The sequence below is a fragment of the Collinsella sp. CM84Y_54 genome, assembly GCF_036317945.1.
In the GTDB taxonomy this organism is placed as follows: Bacteria; Actinomycetota; Coriobacteriia; order Coriobacteriales; family Coriobacteriaceae; genus Collinsella.
On record NZ_JAWQCX010000001.1, the window covers coordinates 395,365 to 418,202 of the forward strand.

The 22,838-nt window shown below is 60.4% G+C and carries 15 protein-coding genes; 6 read left to right on the plus strand and 9 right to left on the minus strand.

The annotated features are described in order from the left end of the window. The first annotated feature begins 95 nt into the window (after nucleotides 1-95). A complete protein-coding gene (locus V2391_RS01785) occupies nucleotides 96-707 on the plus strand; it encodes a TetR/AcrR family transcriptional regulator (RefSeq protein ID WP_329738000.1) in 612 nt (203 codons plus the stop codon). A 205-nt stretch (nucleotides 708-912) separates the two neighbouring features. Here the strand turns inward: V2391_RS01785 and V2391_RS01790 are convergent, their stop codons facing one another. From V2391_RS01790 to metK, 7 genes are all read right to left on the minus strand, one after another. Next, a complete protein-coding gene (locus V2391_RS01790; protein WP_329738001.1) occupies nucleotides 913-2,346 on the minus strand; it encodes a radical SAM protein in 1,434 nt (477 codons plus the stop codon). Between the two features lie 215 nt (nucleotides 2,347-2,561). Next, nucleotides 2,562-3,776, minus strand: a complete 1,215-nt coding sequence (locus V2391_RS01795) for an ABC transporter permease (RefSeq protein ID WP_329738002.1) — start codon at nucleotides 3,774-3,776, stop codon at nucleotides 2,562-2,564. After that, complete coding sequence (locus V2391_RS01800) at nucleotides 3,773-4,546, minus strand: ABC transporter ATP-binding protein (protein WP_329738003.1); 774 nt, start codon at nucleotides 4,544-4,546, stop codon at nucleotides 3,773-3,775. The genes V2391_RS01795 and V2391_RS01800 overlap by 4 nt, the downstream gene beginning before the upstream one ends. After that, nucleotides 4,546-5,958 (minus strand): efflux RND transporter periplasmic adaptor subunit, encoded by a 1,413-nt coding sequence (locus tag V2391_RS01805; protein ID WP_329738004.1) that lies wholly within the window; start codon nucleotides 5,956-5,958, stop codon nucleotides 4,546-4,548. Before V2391_RS01805 ends, V2391_RS01800 begins: the two co-directional genes overlap by 1 nt. 128 nt (nucleotides 5,959-6,086) lie before the next feature. Then, on the minus strand, nucleotides 6,087-7,820 hold the full coding sequence (locus V2391_RS01810; protein WP_329738005.1) for a L,D-transpeptidase: 1,734 nt from the start codon (nucleotides 7,818-7,820) through the stop codon (nucleotides 6,087-6,089). Between the two features lie 150 nt (nucleotides 7,821-7,970). Then, the gene (sdaAA, locus tag V2391_RS01815) at nucleotides 7,971-9,578 is read right to left on the minus strand and encodes an L-serine ammonia-lyase, iron-sulfur-dependent, subunit alpha (protein WP_329738006.1); all 1,608 of its coding nucleotides are present in this window, start codon (nucleotides 9,576-9,578) and stop codon (nucleotides 7,971-7,973) included. A gap of 344 nt (nucleotides 9,579-9,922) precedes the next feature. Beyond that, a complete protein-coding gene (metK, locus tag V2391_RS01820; protein WP_329738007.1) occupies nucleotides 9,923-11,203 on the minus strand; it encodes a methionine adenosyltransferase in 1,281 nt (426 codons plus the stop codon). A gap of 278 nt (nucleotides 11,204-11,481) precedes the next feature. Here metK and gltX point away from each other — a divergent pair, with 278 nt between their 5' ends. From gltX to V2391_RS01845, 5 genes are all read left to right on the plus strand, one after another. Then, complete coding sequence (gene gltX, locus V2391_RS01825; protein ID WP_329738008.1) at nucleotides 11,482-12,957, plus strand: glutamate--tRNA ligase; 1,476 nt, start codon at nucleotides 11,482-11,484, stop codon at nucleotides 12,955-12,957. An 89-nt stretch (nucleotides 12,958-13,046) separates the two neighbouring features. Next, nucleotides 13,047-15,500 (plus strand): replication restart helicase PriA, encoded by a 2,454-nt coding sequence (gene priA, locus V2391_RS01830; RefSeq protein ID WP_329738009.1) that lies wholly within the window; start codon nucleotides 13,047-13,049, stop codon nucleotides 15,498-15,500. A gap of 18 nt (nucleotides 15,501-15,518) precedes the next feature. Next, a complete protein-coding gene (gene def / locus V2391_RS01835; protein WP_118384748.1) occupies nucleotides 15,519-16,055 on the plus strand; it encodes a peptide deformylase in 537 nt (178 codons plus the stop codon). Nucleotides 16,056-16,417: 362 nt separating this feature from the next. Continuing rightward, entirely contained in the window at nucleotides 16,418-17,338 is a 921-nt protein-coding gene (fmt, locus tag V2391_RS01840) for a methionyl-tRNA formyltransferase (RefSeq protein ID WP_329738010.1), read from the plus strand. Then, a complete protein-coding gene (locus V2391_RS01845; RefSeq protein ID WP_329738011.1) occupies nucleotides 17,335-18,735 on the plus strand; it encodes an RsmB/NOP family class I SAM-dependent RNA methyltransferase in 1,401 nt (466 codons plus the stop codon). The genes fmt and V2391_RS01845 overlap by 4 nt, the downstream gene beginning before the upstream one ends. 449 nt (nucleotides 18,736-19,184) lie before the next feature. Here V2391_RS01845 and V2391_RS01850 read toward each other — a convergent pair whose 3' ends face one another. Then, nucleotides 19,185-19,421, minus strand: coding sequence for an FmdB family zinc ribbon protein (locus V2391_RS01850; protein WP_329738012.1), 237 nt, complete (start codon nucleotides 19,419-19,421; stop codon nucleotides 19,185-19,187). Nucleotides 19,422-19,509: 88 nt separating this feature from the next. Beyond that, on the minus strand, nucleotides 19,510-22,806 hold the full coding sequence (locus V2391_RS01855; protein WP_329738013.1) for a 4-alpha-glucanotransferase: 3,297 nt from the start codon (nucleotides 22,804-22,806) through the stop codon (nucleotides 19,510-19,512). Nucleotides 22,807-22,838 lie beyond the last annotated feature (32 nt).

Genomic DNA, 22,838 nt, shown 5'->3' on the forward strand with positions numbered 1-22,838 from the left:
TCGCGATTGGAGATGTAAGATAATCCTCTTACGTTGATTATCTCCCACTTGTACATGAGCTATGGGTGGGCAGTTGACATGAAGGGGACACGTCTATGGCTACCACCAAACCGCGCCTTGACCGTCGTATCGTCCGCAGCCGCAATGCGATTCTTTCGGCGTTTGAGCGACTGCTCATGGAAAAGCCTCTGGCCGATATTACGGTGAGCGCCATCGCGCGCGAGGCAAATGTGGACCGCAAGACCTTCTACGTGCACTTTGGTACGGTCGATGGCTTGCTCGATGCCATTGCCTTCGATGTGGTCCAGATGATCGTCGATTCGGTCGAGAAGACGCTTTCCTCCATGGGTGGCGACACCAACGAGCGTGCACTCGGCGCTGCGGCGTCCTTTTTCAAGACCGTTAACGAGGCGCTGTGCAACAACCTGGTGCTTAATCGCCAGTTGATTGAAAATATTCCGCTCGACGACTTTATGGCTCGCCTGCGCGTGCCGCTCGAGCACGAGATTGCCGAGCGTGACCTGCTGCCCGAGGGCCTAAAGGACGAAATGTTCGATTACTACCTGGCGTTTTTGCTGTCCGGCATTATCGGCATCTATCGCACGTGGGCGTTGTCGGACGGCTCGGTTCCCATCGAGCGTGTCTCGGCTGTCGCCAACGACCTGACTCTTAACGGCCTATCCAGCCTGGAGTCTCGCTTGGAATAGACCTTCTGGTGACAACTGACCTTCTGTTGGCAACTGCTTCCATCTGCTCCTTAATGAGTTGCGGTGAAATAGTGTCTGTTTTTGCTGGTAGAAGGCATAAGGACACTATTTCACCGTAACTTAGGGGATATATGTCATATATGGCGCGGGCGCCCCAAAATGCCTTGGGGCGCCCGCGCGTTTGTATTCTATCGATGATGGGGTACTAGCAGTTTGATTTAAGCTTGCGGCCCTGCTTTTCAAACTTGTGCATATCGCTATCGGCCATGCCCTGTGTCATATCGTCATGGCGCTTGGTGTAGAGCGGATCTTTGGGGTCGTTCCAAATGCGCTCTGCCACGGATGACCAAGCTTTGGCGGCGGCACGGGTCTTCTCGCGCAGTTGTTCGGGAGACTCCTTCTCTACCAGGTCGGTGCTCATGGCGCCTGCCTCGGCGACCATTTTGGGCAGTACATCGGGGTTCTCGAGCATGGGGCAAGGCTTGAGGTAGTTGTCGTTAAAAGGCTGGCCTTCGTAATACTTCATAAAGAGGGGAGAGCGAAGTGCGTCGAGCAGGCTTACGTCGTGGATATTGGCATTGGAGTAGTGAATGAATACGCACGGCTCCACGTCTCCCGCCGCGTTGATATGTAGGTAGCGTCGCCCGCCGGCGATACAGCCGCCCACGAACTCACCGTCATTTTGGAAATCGAGGGTAAAGAGAGGCTTTTTCTCTCGCATCTCGCGAATAAAATGATACATGTGTTCGCGCTGCTCAGGCGTGGGCATAAGCTCGTTGGTGGCATTGCGGCCGACCGGCATAAAGTAGAAATACCAGCAGAAGAGCGCGCCCTCGCGAATCATCCAGTCCATGTTTTCCTCGGTGGCGACGGTATCGGCGTTGGCGCTGGTCCAGCACGTCGAGATTCCAAACGGCAGTTTTCGCTCACGCAAAAGTTTCATGGCGTGTTCGATCTTTTCGTACGTACCCTCGCCACGGCGCGCGTTGGTGGTGTGCTCGTTGCCCTCGGCGCTGATGGCAGGGACAAAGTTTGCAACGCGGATCATGTCGTCACAGAACGCCTCGTCGATGAGCGTGGAATTGGTGAAGCAGAGAAACACGCAGTCCTGATGTTTTTCGCAAATTCTGATTAGGTCGTGCTTGCGGACGAGCGGCTCGCCGCCCGTATAGATGTAGATATGCGTGCCGAGCTCTTTGCCCTGCGTGACGATGGAGTCGATGTCATCGAAGGACAGATTCTGCTTATAGCCATACTCGGCGGCCCAGCAGCCCGTGCAATGCAGGTTGCAAGCACTTGTGGGATCGAGCAGGATGGCCCACGGAATATTGCACTGGTATTTCTCGCGGTTCTTTTCCTGTTGGGGCCAAGCCAGCAGGTTGCCGTCGATTATAAGCGCCTTGAGCAACTTGGTGCGCATTTTGGGATTGAGGTCGAAGATGCGCATGATCAGGTCATACCAATTGCCGCGACTCTTGATGACGTTGGTAAACGCCTCGCGCTGTACGGGAAATACGCGATTGGGGACCAGTTTGTTCACGAGGTCCATGATTTTGTCGATGTTTTCTTGCGGGTTGTCATCGAGATAATCGATGAGCTTGTTGAGCGCTGCACGCTCTGCTGACTGTGTAAGCGACATGGGTATATCCTTTCACGTGTGCTTTGTGTGTGATAATACCCACTTGTGGATTAAACGAAGTATAAAGATTTGCAATGTGTATATTCAACTAACCAATTTGATTTGGGGTGAAGCGTTATACCTGACGCTATCTAAGTTGCGGTGAAATAGGGTCAGATATGGCCTTTTGGCAGCATAAACAATCTCTATTTCACCGCAACTTATCTGGTGTTGGCTTACTGATAGCGCAGGCACTCGACTGGATCGAGCTTTGCGGCGCGGCGAGCGGGGTAGAAGCCAAAGATCACGCCGATGCCAACCGATACGGCAAACGCGATCAACACGGTCGTAATGGAGAAGCTCGGCGTAATCGTCCCAGTGGCTCCAAACTCGCTCATAATGCCCGAGTTGGCGGCAAAGAACGTGAGTCCCCAGGCCAGCAGATAGCCAATCACGACACCTAGAATGCCGCCGGTGATGCACAGCGCCGAGGATTCGGCCAAAAACTGGGCGGTGATATCACGTCGGCTTGCGCCCAGAGCGCGGCGAATACCGATCTCGCGGATGCGCTCGGTCACGTTGGTGAGCATCATGTTCATAATGCCGATTCCGCCCACGAGCAGCGAAATGCCGGCAACCGCGCCCATGATGAGCGAGAAGGCGCCCATAAAGGAGTTGAGGGCATCGATAGCGCTTTTCATGGAGCTTGCCGTCACGCTTTCGTACTCGTCGTCCTCCGAGATGCCCTTCATGTTGCGCACCTTGGACTCGATCGTCTTGCAGAGCTCATCCATGTCCGTGCCCTCGGCGGCGAGTGCCGTCACGCTGGGAAATGACGGATTGTCATCGCCATAGAGCTCGGCGATCGTTTCTCGTGGCATGTACAGGCTCAGCGAGCCCATGGAGTCGTTGCCGCCGTCGATGACGCCAATGATCTGCACGTCTCCGCTTGAAACCTTGATGGTCTTGCCAATCGCGTCCTGTTCGTTGCCGTAAAGTTGATCGGCGCCGCCGCGGCCGATGAGCGCCACGCGCGCGCCGGATTTGGACTCGATGTCGCTATAGGTGCGACCGGCGACGATCTTGCTGGCGCCCACGGCGTCGAGCATGTCGCTATCGACACCCTGGGCCATGACGGTATAGCTTTTATCTCCAACTTTGTACTCTGAATAGGCGCTGTCGACGATGCCGATCTGCTCAATTTGCGGCACCATTTTTCGTAGCTTCTCGACGTCCGAATCGGTGAGCTCTTGGGACGAGTAGACCTGCACCATGCGGGCCGCGTTGAGGCCCAAGCTGTTGACCAAGCTGTTTTGGATGCCGCCGATGAGCGAGGTCATGGCTATGACCGAGGCGATGCCAATGACGATGCCCAGGATGGTGAGCAGACTACGTCCCTTGTTGGCCTCGAGCGAGTGCAGGGCTTCTTGGACAAGATCACGGGTGCTCATGCCTCTGCTCCTTTCGGCGGTGTAGAAGGTGCGCAAATCGCGGGTAGCTCGTTGACGGCGCAACGTAGATTGTTCGGTGCATGCGCGATATACGCGCCGTCATGGATTCGCCCGTCGCGAATGGTCACGGCTCGGTCGGCCTCGGCGGCAATGCCCGGGTCGTGCGTGATGAGCACGATGGTCTTGCCGCGCTCCTGGAGCTTGTGGAAGGTTTCCATGACGAGTGCACCGGTTGCCGAGTCCAGGTTTCCCGTGGGCTCGTCGGCCAAAATGATGGGCGGATCGTTGACGAGGGCGCGCGCGATGGCGACGCGCTGCATTTGTCCGCCCGAGAGTTCCGATATGCGGTGGTCCCAATGGTCGACCGGAAGCGTGACAGCTTGCAGCGCGTGTACGGCTCGCATCTCGCGCTGGCTGCGCGGCACATTGGTGTAGGACAGCGGCAGCATGACGTTTTCGATAACCGACAGACGCGGCAGCAGGTTGAAACTTTGAAAGACAAAGCCAATGCTCAGCGCGCGCACCTCGGTGAGCTCATCATCGTCGAGTTCAGCGACATTGAGCCCCTGCAGGTAATAGTCGCCCGCCGTCGGTTTGTCCAAGCAACCCAGGATGTTCATGAGCGTCGACTTGCCCGAGCCCGAGGGGCCGGTGATGGCGACGAACTCACCGGGGTCTACCGCCAGGCTCACGTTGTGCAGGATGTGGGCGCAACCGGCCTCGCTCTCAAAGATGCGGTGCACGTTGCGGATGTCGATGACGGGGCGCATTACATGCCCTCGTCGGCAGGCATGCCGTCGCCGCCGTCTGCCGTCACGCCCGCGCCGGTATCCATAACGATAGTATCGCCATCGCGCAGCTTGGTAACCGGCACGTCGGGGTTGATCTCGTTGCCCTGGTCGTCGCGCTTGACCTGCGTCTTGCCTACTACGGCGTCGTTGTCGTTTTGCGTCACAACGGTCACCTTCACGCGGCGCGTTTCCTTGCCTTCGTCATCGGAGGCAAGATTGACGTAATAGTGCTCGCCGTCCTCGGTCATCAGCGCCATGGTGGGCACCATGACCACCTCATCAAGCTGTTCGGTCACCACCGAGACCTCGGCGGTCATACCGGGCTTAAGGCGGCTGTCGGGTGCCTCGATGAGGATGTCGACGTTAAAGGTCACGCTGCCGCCACCACCGTTGGCGGCGTCGGAGTTTGCCACCGACGCGATAGCCGTGACGGTGCCCTGACTCACGATATCGGGAAACGCGGGATAGGTAACGTTGGCGCTCTGGCCTACCGCGATCTTGGCGATGTCCTTTTCGCCCACCTGAACCGTCACCTTCATCTTGGAGAGGTCGGCGATCTGCATGCACTGCTTGCCGCCGCTCGTGTCGCCTTCGCCCATGACCATGCCTCCGGTCACCGTGGCGCCCACTTTGGCGTTGAGCTCAACGATGCTACCCGAGCTGGGGGCCTTTACGGTGCGTTCGGCCGCCTTGGCGTTTGCCTGGTCCAGGGTTGCCTGGGCCGAGGCGAGATTGCGCTGGGCGCTCGAGACAGCGCTGGCGTCGGCGGTTGCATCCGTCGGGGTGGTCGCTCCGTCGGCATCCAGCGTCGGTGCTGCCTGTGCGGCGGCGAGCGCCGCCTGCGCGTTTTTCAGGTCTTCCTGGGCAGCCGCGACCGCGCGCTTCGCCTCGGCAACGGCGTTATCGAGCTCATCGTTTTTGATCGTCATGAGCACGTCGCCCTCGTTGACGCTTTGACCGGCCTGCACGTTGATCTGTGCCACCGTACCGTCGACAGAAGGGGAGACGACCGAGGCCGAAATAGGCTTGAGCTGCCCTTTTGCCTCGACGGTCGTGGTAAAGGTACCTTCCATGACCATATCGGTAACAGGTCCGTCCGCAGATTGCGGCTGCGAGGTGAGGATAACGCTCGCGATTATGGCTATTAGGATCATGCCGCCCACGATGCCTGCAGCGATGCCGCGGCGGACGAGCTTTTTGTGTCGCCGCTCCGCACGCTTGGCCTTGAGCTTCGCGTAAGCCTCATCGTCGGATATCCCGGCGTTACCTTGCTTGTTGTTGTTTTGCTGTGCCGTGGGGGCGCTTGTGATAAGCGGCAGGGTTTCGGTGGCGCCTTCCGGCGCGTGCCCGGTATCGTCGGGACCCGGAGTGATGGTCGGGACTTTTGTCATAGCGTCTCCTTTATAGAACATACCGCGATAAGTATATACGCCCGCCGGTTGGGGCGGGCGTATGGGCATGTTTCTTTCAGCAATGAAAGGTAGGCGGCTCTGGACTTTATTGTGTCGCGTGTGATGCGCTATGAGTGCACGACCACGCACAGACCGACTTTGATGCACTCGTGCAGCGCCTTGGCATCGCTCGGCCGCAAATTAATGCAGCCGTGGCTGCCGCACCACTTGTAGGAGTTGGGGTTATCAAAACTTGCATCGTTCTGCCAGGAGGCATCATGGAGACCCACCATGTTGCCCTCAAAGGGCATCCAGTAGTCGACCTTGGATTCGTATTCTGGCTTGCCGGTTTCGGGGTCCTTTTTGCCGATAAGCGTTGTTCCGCCACTGTTGCTGTTGATCTGCCATACGCCTTCGGGTGTGGCATGCTCACCCGGCAGTCCCGAGATGAAGTGTGCTTCCCAGACGATGGCACCATTTTCGTCATAGTAGCGGGCATATTGTTCGGAAAGATCGACATCGATGTAGGCCTTCCAGTCGGGCTCGCCCTTTGCGGTGAAGGTATCGGCCTTCTTGGAATACGAAATTTCGATATCGCCCGTCTGCTTGTTGTTTATGGCTTCTTCTACCTGCTTGGCGAGCGTTTTGCTGTCAATTGACCAGCCAAAGTCGCCGCCCTCGACGGCGCACTCCTTACCGTCGGCTCGTGTCCACCAGCGCGTGGTTCCTACTGTGTTAAAGCTATTGGCGAGCTCTGCGGCCCAGCTACTGATCTGTGAGGTATCGAGCGTGGGGTTAGCAGCGTCGGCAAAGCTGATCCACTGCAGCACTGAGCTGCCGTCGACCTTGCCGACCTCATCGCCGTTAAGCTTGAGGCTCACGTTGACGCCCAGGAAGTTGTTGGCGGCATCGCATGCGGCTTGAATCTGGTCGTTGGTGAGTGTGCCGTTGAGGGGCTCGTAGGCGTCGTTGCCGATCTTGGTAATGTCAACGGTTTCGGCCAGCGTTGCGAGCTCAAGTTCGGCATATTTGATCACGTGCTTGCGGCTGAGCTTTTCGTTGGAGCGGGCCTTCTCCACAGTGAACTTGCCAGCTTGCTCGTCATAGGAGCTCGAGGCCTCAAAGGTGCCGGAACGACCTTCGTTAAAGGCATCGATGGCGGCGCCCAGGTCCTCTTCGAACTGCTTTTGATCAAAGGCATTTGAGAGCATGGACAGGTCGACGTCTTGATCGAGGTTGACCTCATTGTTGGCGACGGTGGTCTTGGCTTTGCCGCTTAACGACTCGACAAGGCGGGCCGGCCACATAAAGGCTTCATTATGGCTGATAATCTCTTTTGCGGCAGTTTCGCCGTCGACGATGGGCTCATCGGATTTGGGCTGGTAGGTCCAGCTAAAGTCGTCGCCCGACACGGTGAGCTTGTAGTGCTTCCATGCCGAGTTAACCTTAGTGGCGGCTGACGAAGCGTTTGAGAACGAGATGTCCACGCCGGCAATCGTGGTGTTGGGGTATGCGACCTGCGAGAACGCCACGACGCCTACGATGTAGACAATGGCGACGAGGCCCAAGACCACAAAGAGGGTCGTCTTTCCGCCGAGCTTATTGCTGCCGCCCGATTTTTGGGTGTTGTTGCGATTGGCGCGTGAGTGCGAGGTCGCCTGCCTGCGCGTGTTGCTGTTTACATCGTGCGGTTGGCGTCGTTGATGCTGCTGATGCTGCTGACCCGGGCGCTGGGAGGCGTTTGACGCACCGCGCTGCCTGCTGTGGTTCGGTGCAATCGGATGCGGCGACTGGACACCACCTGCATGCCTGCTGGGCTGTTGCGGATCGGGAATCAGTTGGCTGCGGTCGATTTGCGACATCGTATATATTTCCTTCGAGTTTCGCCTTGCGGCTCATCGTGTTTTGTCTGGGCTTGAATTATAGCGATTACGCAGTTGCTTGTGTTACGAAAACGGTGGCGATAAGGAACAGGTGGGACATATGTCCCACCTATCGTTCGCTTTTGCTCGCTATCCGCATATTCCGCATTTTTCGCACGCCGAGAGTGCTGCCGGAGCCTGTGCGATGCCGCCCTTGGCCGTCTCGCGCAACGTGGCAGGCAGAGCGTGGCCCACCGAGAGCATTACGTGTGCCATCTGGTCAAACGGTACCAGGCTCTTGATGCCGGCGAGGGCGAGTTGCGCCGAGCTAAAGGCCGCGGCCACGCCGATGGCGTTGCGGTTTTGGCAGGGAACCTCGACAAGGCCGCCGACGGGGTCGCAAACGAGGCCCAGCAGGTTGCTCAGCGCGATGGAGCTGGCATCGAGCGCCTGCTCCGGCGTGCCTCCCAGCATCTGGACCAGTGCGGCGGCGGCCATGGCGGCAGCGCTTCCAACCTCGGCCTGGCATCCTCCCTCGGCACCGGCGACGCAGGCGCTCGTGGTGAGGTTGAGGCCGATGGCGGCGGCGCAGTAGAGGGCATCCATGACCTGTTCGTCGTCGAGCTGGAGATGATCGGCGAGCGCCAGCACGCAGCCGGGGACGACGCCCGCGGAGCCGGCCGTGGGGGCGGCGACGATCACACCCATGGTAGCGGAGCGCTCGAGCACGGCCATCGCGCGGGCCACGGCATCGGTCTGAACGGGGCCCATCAGGCTTGCGCTCAAATCATTGCGGCGGGTGGCATCGACAAGTTTTGCCTCGCCGCCGATAAGCCCGCCGAGCGATCGCTGCGGATTGGCGATGGGGGCCGTGGTCTCCTCGCGCATGACATCGAGCACGCGGCGCATGGCTGCGATAGCATGGGCCTCGCCGGTTAGGCGCGCCTCGCGCACGGCCATAACGGCGCCAATATTCAGGCCGAGCTCACCGCACGCATCGAGTAGCTGCTCGCCGTCGTCAAAGATCTCCTTGGCCGAGACGCCGGGGGATAGCGACGAGGCCGAGCCCGGGAGCTCGATAAACGTGGCGTAATCGACATTGTCGAGTTTGCGCAGCATGGGGACGACGGTATCGTCGGGAGCGTCGTCGGTCTCAAAGACGGAATAAGCCTGGCCTCCCACCTCGGTGCGGTAGGTGCGGCAGAAGGCGATGTTGACGTGTGCGTAGGCAAGCAGGTTCGTGAGCGCGGCGAGCACGCCGGGGACGTCCTGGTGTGCCACGAAGAGCGTGGAATACATGCCCGAGATGTCGACTCCGACGCCGTTGATGCGGCTGATGCGCATCTTGCCGCCGCCAAGGCTTTCGCCGCGGACCTGTGCCGTGGCTCCCGTGTCATCGATCATGTCGATGTCGACGGTGTTGGGGTGGATGGAGGCGTCGTCGCCCTTGATGTCAAAGTGATAGTCGAGGCCCTGCTCGCGCGCGAGGTCAAAGGCCTGTTTGATGTTCTCGTCGTCGGTATCGAGGCCCAAGATGCCCGCTACGAGCGCGCGATCGGTGCCGTGGCCGCGGTAGGTGTGGGCAAAGGAGTTCCACAGGCCAAAGGTGACCTTGATGATGCAGCCTTCCAACAGGCTGGCGGCAACCTGGGCGCACCGCAGGGCGCCGGCGGTGTGTGACGAACTGGGGCCGACCATGACGGGGCCCAAGATCTCGAATGCCGAGGTCGTAGCTAGTGTTTGCGGCTTGCCTGCCATGGCTGCTCCTTCTATATCTCGTCGTCCCGAGGGGCGGGGCATACTTTGTCCCGCCGTTCCGAGGGCTTTAGTATTTGGTCGCCTGCTCGGACAGTCCTGACTCGCACGGAGAGCACATTAAGTGCCCTCCGGCTCGTGCGGAACTCGCGACCGACCAAATACTAAAGCCCTCGGAACTTAGGATACATGGTAGACGCGCGCGTGCTGCAAAATTCATTAGCTGGAGACCTATCCTGTGTCCCATCTCGACTCATCTTCACTACCGGTTAATAAAAAAGAGGTACCGGTTGTTCCGGTACCTCTTTTTGGTGCGTTTCTATTTGGCTGCGGCTTTTGTCGCTGGCTTACAGACCACAGGCTGCTTTGAGTTCTTCGACTCGGTCGGTCTTCTCCCAGGTGAAGTCGGGGTCTTCCCGGCCGAAGTGACCGTAGGCTGCCGTCTTTTCGTAGATGGGGCGACGCAGGTCCAGGTCGCGGATGATGGCGCCCGGGCGCAGGTCGAAGGTCTTCTCCACGGCCTCGACGATCTTGTCCTCGGCAACATGCGCGGTGCCGAAGGTGTCGACCATGATAGACAGCGGCTTGGACACGCCGATGGCGTAGGCCAGCTCGACCTCGCAGCGGTCGGCCAGGCCGGCTGCCACCACGTTCTTGGCGACCCAGCGCGCGGCGTATGCGGCGGAGCGGTCGACCTTGGTGCAGTCCTTGCCGCTAAAGGCGCCGCCGCCGTGACGGCCGTAGCCGCCGTAGGTGTCGACGATGATCTTGCGGCCGGTGAGGCCCGTGTCGCCCATGGGGCCGCCCACGACAAAGCGACCGGTTGGGTTCACATAGATGTCGGCGTTGTCCCACGGCATGTTCTCGGCAGCCATGACGGGGGCGATGACGTGCTCGATGAGGTCGTCCTTGATCTTGCCCATGTCCTCGATCTCGGCGGCGTGCTGCGTGGAGATGACGATGGTCGTGACCTCGACGGGCTTGCCGTCCTCGTAGCGCACCGTGACCTGGGTCTTGCCGTCGGGGCGCAGGTAGGACAGGGTGCTGTCGTGGCGCACGGCGGCCAGGCGCTCGGCCAGGCGGCTCGCCAGGTAGTGCGGCATGGGCATGAGGGTCTTGGTCTCGTTGGAGGCATAGCCAAACATCATGCCCTGGTCGCCGGCGCCGATCAGGTCGATCGGGTCGGTGGTGGCGCCGGTCTGGGTCTCGAAGGACTCGTCGACGCCCTGAGCGATATCGGGCGACTGCTCGTGGATGAGGCTCATAACGCCGCAGGTATCGCAGTCAAAGCCAAACTTGGCACGGTTGTAGCCAATGCGGCGGATAACGCCGCGGGCAATTTCCTGCACGTCGACGTAGGCCTGGGTGCGGATCTCGCCGGCAACGATGACGGTGCCGGTGGTCACGAGGGTCTCGCAGGCGCAACGGACGTTTTCCACGTTGGCGGGCACGCCGTTGGGCGCAATATAGCCCTGCTCCTGCAGCTCTATTTCTTTAGCGAGGATTGCGTCGAGGACGGCGTCGCTGATCTGGTCGGCGATCTTATCGGGATGACCTTCCGTCACCGACTCCGACGTAAACACAAAGGACCCGTGTTGGGGTGGGATGGAACGAAGTTCTTCTGACATGATTGTCCTTTCAAAAACGCGTCCCGGCGACCGTTGCCATTCCGCCGGGCTCTGTATGCAAGGGCACATCATAGCGCGTAAATCCAACATTCACACCCTTTCCGCACCTACTCATTGGGGACAGACATAAACGACCGGCCATAAACTAAGAACGTCCCCAGCGACTGGTCATTTAAGTCTATTCCCAATGAATGGGTCGGTGCCCTTTGTGCGGAGGTGGGCATTGTTGCTTTATACTGGTGCGGTTAGACATCCATCCTGTAATCGAGGAGATTTCCATGGCATCAGACGTTCGCGTCCGCTTTGCACCCTCACCCACGGGTAAGCTGCACATCGGCGGCGCCCGCACCGCTATCTATAACTGGGCTTTCGCCCGCGCAAACGGCGGCACGTTCATCCTGCGCATCGACGACACCGACCCCACCCGTTCCACCGACGAGAACACGCAGATCATCCTGCGCGCTATGCGTTGGCTGGGCTTGGACTGGGACGAGGGTCCCGAGGTGGGCGGCGACTATGGCCCCTACGCACAGACCGAGCGTCTGGACCTGTACAAGCAGGCCGCTCAGAAGCTCTGGGACGAGGGCAAGGCCTATCCCTGCTTCTGCACCAAGGAGCAGCTCGACGCCGATCGCAAGGCCGCCCAGGAGCGCAAGGACCCCTTCCAGGGCTATCAGCGCCGCTGCCGCGATCTTGATCCCGAGGAGGCACGCCGCCGCATCGAGGCCGGCGAGTCCTACGTCCTGCGCATCAAGGTGCCCGAGGACCGCGGCGACGTCGTCATCCACGACGCCGTCCACGGCGAGGTGACCTTCGACGCCAAGGAGCTCGATGACTTCGTCATCTTCCGCTCCGATGGCACGCCCACGTATAACTTCGCGACCGTCGTCGACGACGCCATGATGAAGATCACCCACGTCATCCGCGGCGACGACCATCTGTCCAACACCCCGCGCCAGGTCATGGTCTACGAGGCCCTCGGCGCGCCTGTGCCCACGTTCGCCCACATCTCCATGATTCTGGGCGCCGACGGCAAAAAGCTCTCCAAGCGCCACGGCGCCACCTCGGTGGAGGAGTACCGCGACGCCGGTTATCTGTCCGACGCCTTTGTCAACTATCTGGCGCTGCTTGGCTGGTCGCTCGACGGCGAGACCACGATCATCCCGCGCGATGTCCTGGCCAGCAAGTTCTCGCTCGACCGCATCTCCAAGAACCCGGCGACCTTCGACCCCAAGAAGCTCGACTGGGTCAATGCCGAGTACATCAACGGCATGTCCGATGCTCAGTTTGCCGACGAGATCATGGTCCCCGAGCTGCACGAGGCGGGTCTCATCGAGGGTAATGTCGAGTACGGTGAGGATTGGATCGATGCGCTTGCCGCCATCGTCAAGCCGCGCACCAAGATGCCGGCCGACGCCGTGACCGTCGCCGCTCCCATCTTTGCCACGGCCGAGACGCTCGAGTATGACGAGAAGTCTGTCAACAAGGGCCTGGCCAAGGAAGGCATGGGTGCCATTCTGGACGCCGCCAAGGCCGCGCTCGAGGGCGTGGACGAGTGGACGGCTGCCAACATCGACGCCGCGCTTGAGCCGCTGCCCGAGCAGATGGACCTCAAGAAGCGCGTGGTGTTCCAAGCTGTGCGCGTCGCCGTCTGCGGCAACATGGTGAGCCCCCCGCTGGGCGAGACCATGGCGCTCGTCGGCCGCGACGACTGCCTGGCGCGCATCGACCGCGCCCGCACGATGGCGCTGTAGCAGCTGCGTAAACGCATGTATCCGAGCCCCGTTCACCCCGAGCGGGGCTCTTGTTTCTGTAGACGTATGGGATAGGAGGTGCTGGGGCCATGGCCGAGCAACTTTCGCTGTTTGGTTCACCGGAACCTAAGGAAGCTCCGAAGTCCGCGGCTCCTGTCGCCGCTCCGGCGCGGCCCGAGCCCGCACCCGAGCCCGTCGCCGCCTATGCGAGCGTTGTCCTCGACATCCCGACCCGTGCGCTGTCCGAACCGTTTGCCTACGGCATTCCGCAGTCACTCGCCAACGATGTCCAGATCGGCTCCACCGTCCTAGTTCATTTTGGCAACCGTGCGGCCGCTGGATACATCGTCGACATCGCGCCCGAGCTGGCCAACCTGCAAGGCAACGACGCTCTCGATCCCGCGCGCATCAGGCCTATCGAGGCTATCCTCAGCAAGCCGCTCTTTACCGCCGAGGCTGCCCGTATTGCGCGCTGGATGAGCCGCGAGTACGTCGCAACGCTTTCTGAGTGCCTGCGCCTTTTCTTGCCCCCGGGTGGAAGCCCGCGCGTGGTCAAGGGCGAGGACGGCATGTGGACCGTTGAGCGCCCCGCCGTTAAACCCATCCAAAACCGCTGGGTCATGCTCACGCCCGAGGGTTTCGACTACACGCCGCCCAAGACCGCGGTCCGTCAGCGTCAGCTCATCGAGGCACTCCAATGCGGCCCGGTCACGACGCGCGACCTTAACCTGCTCTTCAACAGTATGTCGGCGACCATTAAAGCGCTCGAAAAACGAGGCGTCGTGGTGGTGGAAGAGCGCCGTGCGTGGCGTGGCTGCAGCGAGCAGACCACGCTGTCCTCGGCGAGCGGTAAGGCGCCGGTCGCGCTTACGAACGGCCAGCAGCAGGCGCTCGCGCAGATTGAGCGCGCACGCCTGGACGCTCACGGTGATGTGGTGCTCGTCGATGGCGTTACCGGTTCCGGCAAAACCGAGGTCTACCTCTCGGCGATTGAGCGCGTGCTGGCAGCCGGCCGTTCGGCCTGCGTGCTCGTGCCCGAGATCTCGCTGACGGCCCAGACTGTCGGGCGCTTTCGCTCGCGCTTTGGCGAGACGGTCGCTGTGTTCCATTCGCGTCTTTCGGCCGGCGAGCGTCTGGACCAGTGGGATATGGTCGCCAGCGGTGCGGCCCGCGTGGTCGTGGGCGCCCGCTCGGCGCTCTTTTGCCCGCTCAGCGACTTGGGCCTCATCATTATCGACGAGGAGCACGAGACCAGCTACAAGCAGGGTTCCAGCCCGCGCTACCATGCGCGCGAGGTGGCTGCCGAGATGGCGCGCCGCTATCGGTGCCCACTCGTGCTGAGCTCCGCCACGCCTTCTGCCGAGGCTCTCGATCGCTGCCGCCGTGGCACGTATAACGGTGCCACCTGGACGCGCGTCGAGATGCCCGAGCGCCCGGGACACGCCGTGTTGCCCACAGTCCGCATTGCCGACCTGCGCCGCGAGTTCGCACACGGCAGTCGCTCGATGTTTTCAAAACCGTTGATGGAAGGCTTGGAGCGCGTTGTAGAGCGGCGCGAGAAGGCTGTGCTGTTGCATAACCGCCGCGGCTTTGCGCCGTTTTTGATGTGCCGCGAGTGCGGTTGCGTCCCCACCTGTAACCACTGCTCCACCGCGCTTACGTATCACGAGCGCACGCACACGCTGCAGTGCCACACTTGCGGATCGTCCTGGCGCGTGCAGCCCTATCCGGCGCCCACGAGTCGCTGCCCCAAGTGCGGCAGCCGCTACCTGGCAAAAATGGGGCTGGGCACACAGCAGATCGAGGACGCACTGCACCAGATGCTGCCCGACGACGTCGCCATCATTCGCATGGACGCCGATTCCACGCGCGGCAAGGACGCGCACAAAAAGCTGCTCGAGCAGTTCGATGCCGCCGATTGCGCGGTGCTGCTGGGCACCCAGATGATCGCCAAAGGCCTCGACTTTCCCGAGGTCACGCTCGTGGGCGTGGTCAATGCCGACTTCGCCCTCAAGCTGCCCGATTTTAGAGCGGGGGAGCGCGCTTACGATTTGCTGGAGCAGGTCGCCGGCCGCGCCGGCCGCGGCGATCGCCCCGGCGAGGTCATTATCCAGACCTATCTGCCCGAGGACCCGGTCATTCGCGCCGTCGCCGAGCACGATCGTTCAATCTTTACCGACTACGACCTGGAACAGCGTCGCGACGCCCTGTATCCGCCGTTCGTGCGCCTGGCCAACATCTTGGTATGGTCGACGAACGTGGATGACGCGCGGGACTACATCGGTCGCATCGCGAAGCTCCTCAAGCGTCGCTGGCATGCCGCCGCGCCCGACTTTTTGCGGGCGGGGAGTGCCGTGCCTCAGGTGCTTGGTCCGGCTTCGTGTGTAATCGAGAGAGCCAAGGACCGTTACCGCTTCCATCTGCTTGTTAAGTCGCCGGTAGGGTACCATGTCTCTGATGATATCGACACCTGCCTCAAAGAGGTGGGCTCCGTGCGCGGCGTGAGCGTGAGCGTTGACGTCGATGCCTATGATTTGATGTAACAACCCGAAAGGATGGCCATGGAAGCCAACGGAATCGTACTGTCGCCCGACCCTCGTCTGCGCCAGGAGTGCGCCGTCATCGAGGAGATCACCCCGGCGATCGAGGCACTCGCCGAGAAGATGAAGAAGATGATGTTCGAGAACGGCGGCTGCGGCCTGGCTGCCCCACAGATTGGCGAGCTCATCCAGCTCGTCACCATCGACTGCGACTACAGCGACAAGAACGACTACGACCCCTACGTGCTCATCAACCCCGTGATCGTGGAACAGAGCGACCATCTGGTGCCGTTTAGCGAGGGCTGCCTTTCCATCCCCGGCATTAGCTGCGAGATCGAGCGTCCCGATCATGTCGTCGTCGAGGCGTATGACCTGGATGCCAACCTGATTCGCTACGAGGCGTCGGGCGATCTGTTCTGCGTGTGCCTGCAGCACGAGATCGATCACCTGCACGGCAACACCATGTTCGAGCGACTGAAGCCGATGCAGAGGCTCAAGGCCGTCAAGGAGTACCAGGACGCCCTGGCCCGCGGCGCTCGACCGGGCGAGACGGAGTAGGTCCCACCGTCCCCTTCCGCCGCAGGGCTTAGGTTTTGCTCCATGCTCAAACAGTCCTGCTCGCACGAAGAGCACATTAAGTGCTCTTCGGCTCGTGCGGAACTGCGCGTGGAGCAATAACCTAAGCCCTGCGGCGGAAGGGGACTGCGTTTTCGTGCTCCTTTCCGCCCGGGTGCCGTTGGGCCAGGGAGGGGCGTCTTCGCTGATAATTGCTTTGTTGGAAGAGCTGCTTTTATGCGGCTCTTTCTTTGTTTTTGGGTATATTTGTTTCTGTTGAATTGTTATTGCGGCCGGGTGCGCTTGCGACCTGGAACGCTTTTTTGTAGCCGTCTCGGCTCGTTATTGAGAGGAGACTATCTTTTATGCGTATTGTGTTTATGGGTACGCCTGACTTTGCTGTGCCTTCGCTGGCTTCGCTTGTTGAGGCTGGGAACGAGATTGCGCTTGTTGTTACTCGTCCCGATGCTGTTCGTGGGCGTGGTAAAAAGTTGGAGCCGTCTCCTGTTAAGGCTAAGGCGCTTGAGCTGGGGTTGCCGGTCGTTGAAGCAAATCGTATGACGCCTGAGGTTGTTGAGACGCTCCAGGCTGCCCAGGCTGACATTTTCTGTGTGGCTGCCTATGGTTGCATTTTGCCTGATGAGGTGCTGCATATGGCGCCGCTTGGTATTGTGAATGTTCATGCTTCGCTGCTGCCGTGTTGGCGTGGCGCTGCTCCCATTCAGCGTGCCATTCTTGCTGGTGATGAGGTTGCCGGCGTTTCCATTATGCGCATTGGGCATGGCGTGGATACGGGCGCTTATTGCGCGCAGGTGTCTACGTCGGTTGCCGGTAAGCATGCCGAGGCACTGACGATGGAGCTTGGCGAGCTGGGTGGTAAGCTGCTGGCCGATACGTTGCCCTCGCTTGCCGATGATACAGCGGTGTGGACCGAGCAGGATGAGTCGCTCGTCACGCATGCTGCCAAGATTTCTAAGCAGGAGATGCGTCTGGATCCGCAGATGGGGGCGCTCGATTGCGTGCGCCACGTGCTGGCTTCGTCCGACACCGCACCTGCTCGCTGCGTGATTGCCGGCAAGTCCGTGCGTGTGCTCGATGCTGCGCCCGCCGACGTTTCGCTTGCCACCGGCAGCGTTCTTGTTCAGTCTAAGCGTGTCTACCTTGGGCTTTCCGATGGTGCGGTCGAGCTGCTTGAGGTTAAGCCCGATGGCAAGCGTGCCATGGCTGCATCTGCCTGGGCTGCCGGCCTGCAGGGTGCCGATCTGACGTGGGGTGTTTTGTCATGAGCAAGCTTTCTCCCGCGCGCAAGCTTGCGCTCGATGTGTTGATGGAGGCCGACCGTCGCGGCATGTATGCGCGCGACGTGTTGTCTTCCCGTGCTTCCGCCAAGGCCATTGACCAGCGTGATTCCGCGTTTGCCGCTCGCTTGGCGCTCGGTGTTGCCGCGACGCAGGGCATTTTGGACGAGCTGCTCGATCAGTTCCTCGATAAGCCCAAAAAGGTCGCGCCGCGCGTTCGCATGGCGCTTCGCATCTCGGCCTTCGAGATGCTCTATCTGCATACGCCGGGCCGCGTTGCCGTGAGTCAGGGTGTTGAGCTGGTGCGTAGCGGTGCTAAGTCGGCTGCCGGTCTTGCGAATGCCGTGCTGCATAAGGTCGCGGACAACGTCGAGGACTTTGCCGCCGCCGCGGGTGCTGATGAGTCCGAGCGCCGTTTGGTACGCCTGTCTCGCCTGATGGGCATGCCGCGCTGGCTGTGCGCCCGCATTATGGCATCGTTCGATACGCCCGAGGGCGCGCTCAACTTTGCCGGCAATCTGGCACCCGCGCCGCTCGCTCTGCACGAAAATGCCTTTGCAACCAAACCTGATCCGTACCTATCGCAGCTTGTTGCGCCCGTGTTCCCGGGTTGCCATGCGCCGGTCGATGCGCAGACCACGGTTGCATCGGGCGTGTTTGAGCGCGCGGCTGCCGTGGCCTCGGACCTTAACGCCCAGCTCATCGCTACCGCGGCGACCCGTCCCGGGCGTTGCCTGGAGATTGGTGCCGGTCGCGGCACCAAGACCTATGTGATGATGTGCCAGGCCAAGCGTGCCGGCTACGATCGTCAGCACACCGCGCTCGATCTGCACGACCGCAAGTGCGATCAAAATCTCGCGCGTCTGCATAAGGCCGGTATCCAAGGTGTTCGCACGGTCTCGGGCGATGCCTGCGAGCTCGACGAGGTGCTGACGTCGTTTGACGCCCTGCTCGGCAAACCTGTCTTGTTCGATACGGTGTTTATCGATGCCCCATGCTCGGGTACCGGCACCATGCGCCGTCATCCCGAGATTCCGTGGCGCCTGACAGAAAAGGATGTGACGGTTGAGCTGCCTAAACTGCAGCTGACGATGCTTAAGGAAGCCGCCGCGCGCGTGGCTGCCGGCGGTGAGCTTATCTATGCCACCTGCTCGGTCTTTGATGAAGAGAACACGCAGGTCGTGGATGCTTTTTTGGCTTCGCCAGAGGGCGCCAGCTTTACTGTGGCACCGCTCTCCGAAGCGCAGATTCTGCAGCTCCCCGAGTTCGAACAAGCCAAGAAGCTCGTCTCCGTGCGCCTAAACGACCGTGGACTTTTCCAAAGCGTCCCCGTAAACGCCGACTCCTACGACGGCCACTTCTGCGCCAGACTAGTCCGCAAATAACTTCAAAGTTGCGGTGAAATAGGGATTGAAAAGCGCCTTCTGCCCATCAAACAGTCCTTATTTCACCGCAACTCAGAAGGTCATGCGAGCGGAGACCGCAATAGCGGTTAAGAGTGGTAAAAATATCCCCGTCTCATACTTGCTGTTATCAAAAGTAGGGCGGATTACGGGGCTAGATTGGTGATACCCGACCACAGCAAATATGGCCTAAATAAAACCGCAGGTAGATGGCTTGTTGAAATTTGCTATTTACCGGAATGGATAGAGGTTGTCAACTCAGCCCCGTAATCCGGCAGAGTTTTGAAATGATACAAACTTAGCATCAGCCCGAAATCTAATCTATAGAAAAGTTGCGGTGAAATAGGGATTGAATAGCGGCTTCTAGCCGCCAAACAGTCCTTATTTCACCGCAACTCATCAGGAAACTTGGGTGTCGGGACCGCTTGTCGCTAGTGGCTATGCGGGCAGTTGGCGCAACAGCCGCTGGTGGCGCTGGTGCTGGAGCCGCCACTGCGCTGGTCGGTGTTGTAGAAACCGCTGCCGTCGAACTTAATGCCGCTGGCCGAGAATGTTTTGGATGCCGGGGCACCGCAGCTGGGGCATACGACCTCGGGCGTCTCGGACATGGGGTGCTCAACCTCAAACACGTTGCCGCAACTCGTGCACTTGTAATCGTAGCGCGCCATAATACTTCCTTTTCAGCACAAAGCGGGCAGATCGCTCTGCCCGCAAAAATTCAAACAGCTGTAACTGTACCCTATATCGTGGGTTTTATCACGCTTCGCCCCAGAATCTGTGGGTGCTGCGCAGGAGCTTCGCAGTTTTCTCTTCGGCCGCCGCAATGTCGGCCTCTTGCGCCTGCCATGTCCAGTTGCCCGTGGCCACGCCCGGCACGTTCATACGTGCATCGTCGCCCAGGCCCAGTATGTCCTGCAGCGGCATCATAACGAGCGGCGCATCGCTTGCCAGGGCGTTGCCCATGAGCTCGCTTGCCAATGCAGTTCCGCTCGGCTTGTCGCCGCCCGCAAAGGAGCGCGTGCACCAACCGGCAAGCGTCGAGGTGTCGTGCGTCGAGGTGTACAGGATCTTGCCCGGTGTGGGATGAATTCCGCAGCGAACGTCGTAGTCGCTAAACTCCAGTACGTCCATGCCGGGGAAGCCGCAGGTCGAAGCCATCGCGCGAACGCCAGGCGTCAGATAGCCCAGATCCTCGGCGATAAAGTTAAGCGGACCCAGCTCGTCGTAGGCGGTCTGGAACAGGTCCTTGCCCGGGCCAGCCAGCCAGCGGCCGTCGGCACAGGTCTTGCCGGCGGGGATGCTAAAGTAGCTGTGAAAGCCCAGGAAGTGGTCCAGGCGCACGCGGTCGTAGAGTGAAAACGCACGACGCAGGCGATTCATCCACCAGCTATAGCCGTTCTTCTTCATGTGATCCCAGCGGAAGGTAGGGTTTCCCCACACCTGGCCCTCGGGCGCAAAGTTGTCGGGCGGCGCGCCCGAAATCTCAATCGCCTTGCCGGTATCGGACAGCCAGAAGTTCTCGGGCTCGCTCCACGCATCGGCCGAATCGTCCGAGACATACATGGGGATATCGCCGATGACCTCGATGCCCTTCTTGTGCGCATAGTTCATGAGCTCGCACCAGGCAAGGTCAAAGCGATACTGCATGTACGCCTGCAGCTCAGCCTCGTCGTGGAAGCGCTTGTCATCGATCAGGTGCTCGTTGTAGCGCGCGACATCCGCCGGCCAATCGTGGCGCGACTCGCCCTCAAAGTACTTCTTAACGGCCATGTAGACGCAGTACTTCTCGAGCCAGCCGGCATTGCGATGTTTAAACGCGGTGTAGAGCGGGTCGGCATCCTCGCCGCCGCGGGCCTTCCAGGTGACGAAGTCGGCAGCCAGCTCCTCGTGGCTCTCAGGCAGCAGGTCGATATTGCCTGCAAAGGCAGAGGGGCCGGCATAGGGGGAGCGGAAGAAGTCCGTGGGATTGACGGGTAGGACCTGCCAGTAACGCATGCCCATGGCGGCCAGATGGTCGATAAAGCGACGCGTGGGCGCACCGATTGTGCCGGGTTTGCCGTCATCGGTCGGCACCGAGGTGATGTGGCACACGACGCCTGTGCCGTGATCGAGCGGCTCCTGCAGGCGCTTCTCGGCATGGTGATAGATGATCGAAGAGCCCAACGGGTACAGGTCGAGCGTGACGGTACCGTTGTGGATCTCGCACTCGTGGCCGCTGATCACGTCGCTTGCACATTCGCCGAGCGCTGGGATCGTCACGCAGTGCGAATTGCGCAGACTGCGGTTGATGATAACCGTCGCGGCCTCGCCGTCTTTGCCCGTGCGGGTGTAAGCCAAGACTTCGTCGTTGAGAGCAAAGGCCTTGATCTCGCCATCGACCATAAAGGGCAGCGCGCGGCGCACGGCAGACGCGTTCTTAACAATGGCCAGCGTGTCGAAGTCGTGGAGTTGGTCCTTGGTCGGCAGGGTACGGCGGTTGCCCGGATCGGTGAGGCCCTCCAAGCCGTACTCATCGCCGTAATAGATTGAGGGTACGCCCGGGAAGGTCATCTGCATGAGCGTCGCCAACCAAAAACGGCTCTTGGCCAGGCCCATCGAGTTATCGTCCAGGCGCCATTTGCTGCGCTCGCTCTCGGGCAGCTGTGACTCGTCGGGGCCACCGCCGAGCACCGAGATAATGCGCGGACGGTCGTGGCTCGAAAGCAGATTGAGCGCGCAGGCCAGTGCCTCGCGCGGGTAGTTCTCGCGCAGGGTTTCGATATCCTCGGCTGCCTGGTAGGCGTTCTTGTAGCCCATCAAAAAGCCGATAACCATGTCGCGGAAGGGGTAGTCCATGGCGGAGTCGAGCTCCGAGCCTTGCAGATAGCGACGCAGGTGGCCATAGCTGATCTTGTTGGAGGCGTCTTCCCAGACCTCGCCGAGCAGCAGCGCGTCGGGCTTCTCGGCGAGCACGGCCTTTTTGATTTCGGCAAGGAAGTCGTCGGAAAGCTCGTCGGCCACGTCCAGGCGCCAACCATGGGCACCGGCGCGCAGCCATTTGCGGATCACGCCGTCCTTGCTCAGGAGCCGCTCGCGCACCAGTTCGGAGCTCTCGTTGATGGCGGGCATGTTGCCCACGCCCCACCAGCAGTCATACGAACCGTCCTCATGGAAGTAAAACGCATCGCGCCACGGCGAGTCCTCGCTCTGCCAGGCACCCACGCCGGGGTAGTTGCCGTAGCGGTTGAAATAGATCGAGTCGTCACCCGTGTGGTTGAAGACGCCGTCCAGGATGATGGAGATGCCCAGCTTCTCGGCTGCCTGACACAGCTCGGTAAAGTCCTGCTCGGTGCCCAGGATCGGGTCGATCTTGGTGTAGTCGGCCGTGTCGTAGCGGTGGTTGCTCGCGGCTTCAAAGATGGGATTGAGGTAGATGGCCGTAAAGCCCAGCTCGGCGATGCGGGGCAGGTCTTCCTGGATGCCCTTGAGCGAGCCGCCGTAGAAGTCCCAGGTCTTGATGGAGCCGTCCTCGGCGCGCTCGTACACGGGCGGCTCGTTCCAGTCCTCGACCATCCGGCGCTGAATGCCCTTGCGCGGTTTTTCGAGTTGGGCCATTGTGCGCTCGCGCCAATGCTCGTCACGGGCGTAGCGGTCGGGGAAGATTTGGTAGACCATGCCGCGCTCGTACCAGGTGGGGCGGTTCTCGCGGTGCTTGTAGACGGTAATCTGGAAGGACGGCACCTCGGCATAGTCGTAAGTTACGCCCTCGCCGCCGGTGCGGCCCTGGGGCGCGCCCAGGCGAACCTCGGGCTGGCCCTCGATATTGCATATAAAGCTGTACCACACAAGACACGGTTCAGTGCATTTGAGCTCGCCGGTAAAAATGCCATCGCCTTCGTGCTCCATCGGAATCAGGGTCTCGCCGACTTCATCGACCCAGGTACGCAGGGTGAGTGTTGCCTGGTTGGGATCGGCATCCTCCAAAATAACCGAGAGTGCAACGGTAGTTCCTGTGGTCACAGCGCCAAACGGAGTGCGAAACTGCGGTAGGCGGCTGTTGTGAATCAATCTCATAGTACGGTCCAGTTCTATACAGTCATGGCTAG

Coding starts and splice junctions, on each gene's coding strand:
- V2391_RS01805 (WP_329738004.1), bottom strand. CDS start 5,958: ATGACAAAAGTCCCGACCATCACTCCGGGTCCCGACGATACCGGGCAC.
- V2391_RS01785 (WP_329738000.1), top strand. CDS start 96: ATGGCTACCACCAAACCGCGCCTTGACCGTCGTATCGTCCGCAGCCGC.
- V2391_RS01855 (WP_329738013.1), bottom strand. CDS start 22,806: ATGAGATTGATTCACAACAGCCGCCTACCGCAGTTTCGCACTCCGTTT.
- gltX (WP_329738008.1), top strand. CDS start 11,482: ATGGCATCAGACGTTCGCGTCCGCTTTGCACCCTCACCCACGGGTAAG.
- V2391_RS01800 (WP_329738003.1), bottom strand. CDS start 4,546: ATGCGCCCCGTCATCGACATCCGCAACGTGCACCGCATCTTTGAGAGC.
- V2391_RS01810 (WP_329738005.1), bottom strand. CDS start 7,820: ATGTCGCAAATCGACCGCAGCCAACTGATTCCCGATCCGCAACAGCCC.
- sdaAA (WP_329738006.1), bottom strand. CDS start 9,578: ATGGCAGGCAAGCCGCAAACACTAGCTACGACCTCGGCATTCGAGATC.
- metK (WP_329738007.1), bottom strand. CDS start 11,203: ATGTCAGAAGAACTTCGTTCCATCCCACCCCAACACGGGTCCTTTGTG.
- V2391_RS01795 (WP_329738002.1), bottom strand. CDS start 3,776: ATGAGCACCCGTGATCTTGTCCAAGAAGCCCTGCACTCGCTCGAGGCC.
- V2391_RS01850 (WP_329738012.1), bottom strand. CDS start 19,421: ATGGCGCGCTACGATTACAAGTGCACGAGTTGCGGCAACGTGTTTGAG.
- V2391_RS01845 (WP_329738011.1), top strand. CDS start 17,335: ATGAGCAAGCTTTCTCCCGCGCGCAAGCTTGCGCTCGATGTGTTGATG.
- fmt (WP_329738010.1), top strand. CDS start 16,418: ATGCGTATTGTGTTTATGGGTACGCCTGACTTTGCTGTGCCTTCGCTG.
- priA (WP_329738009.1), top strand. CDS start 13,047: ATGGCCGAGCAACTTTCGCTGTTTGGTTCACCGGAACCTAAGGAAGCT.
- V2391_RS01790 (WP_329738001.1), bottom strand. CDS start 2,346: ATGTCGCTTACACAGTCAGCAGAGCGTGCAGCGCTCAACAAGCTCATC.
- def (WP_118384748.1), top strand. CDS start 15,519: ATGGAAGCCAACGGAATCGTACTGTCGCCCGACCCTCGTCTGCGCCAG.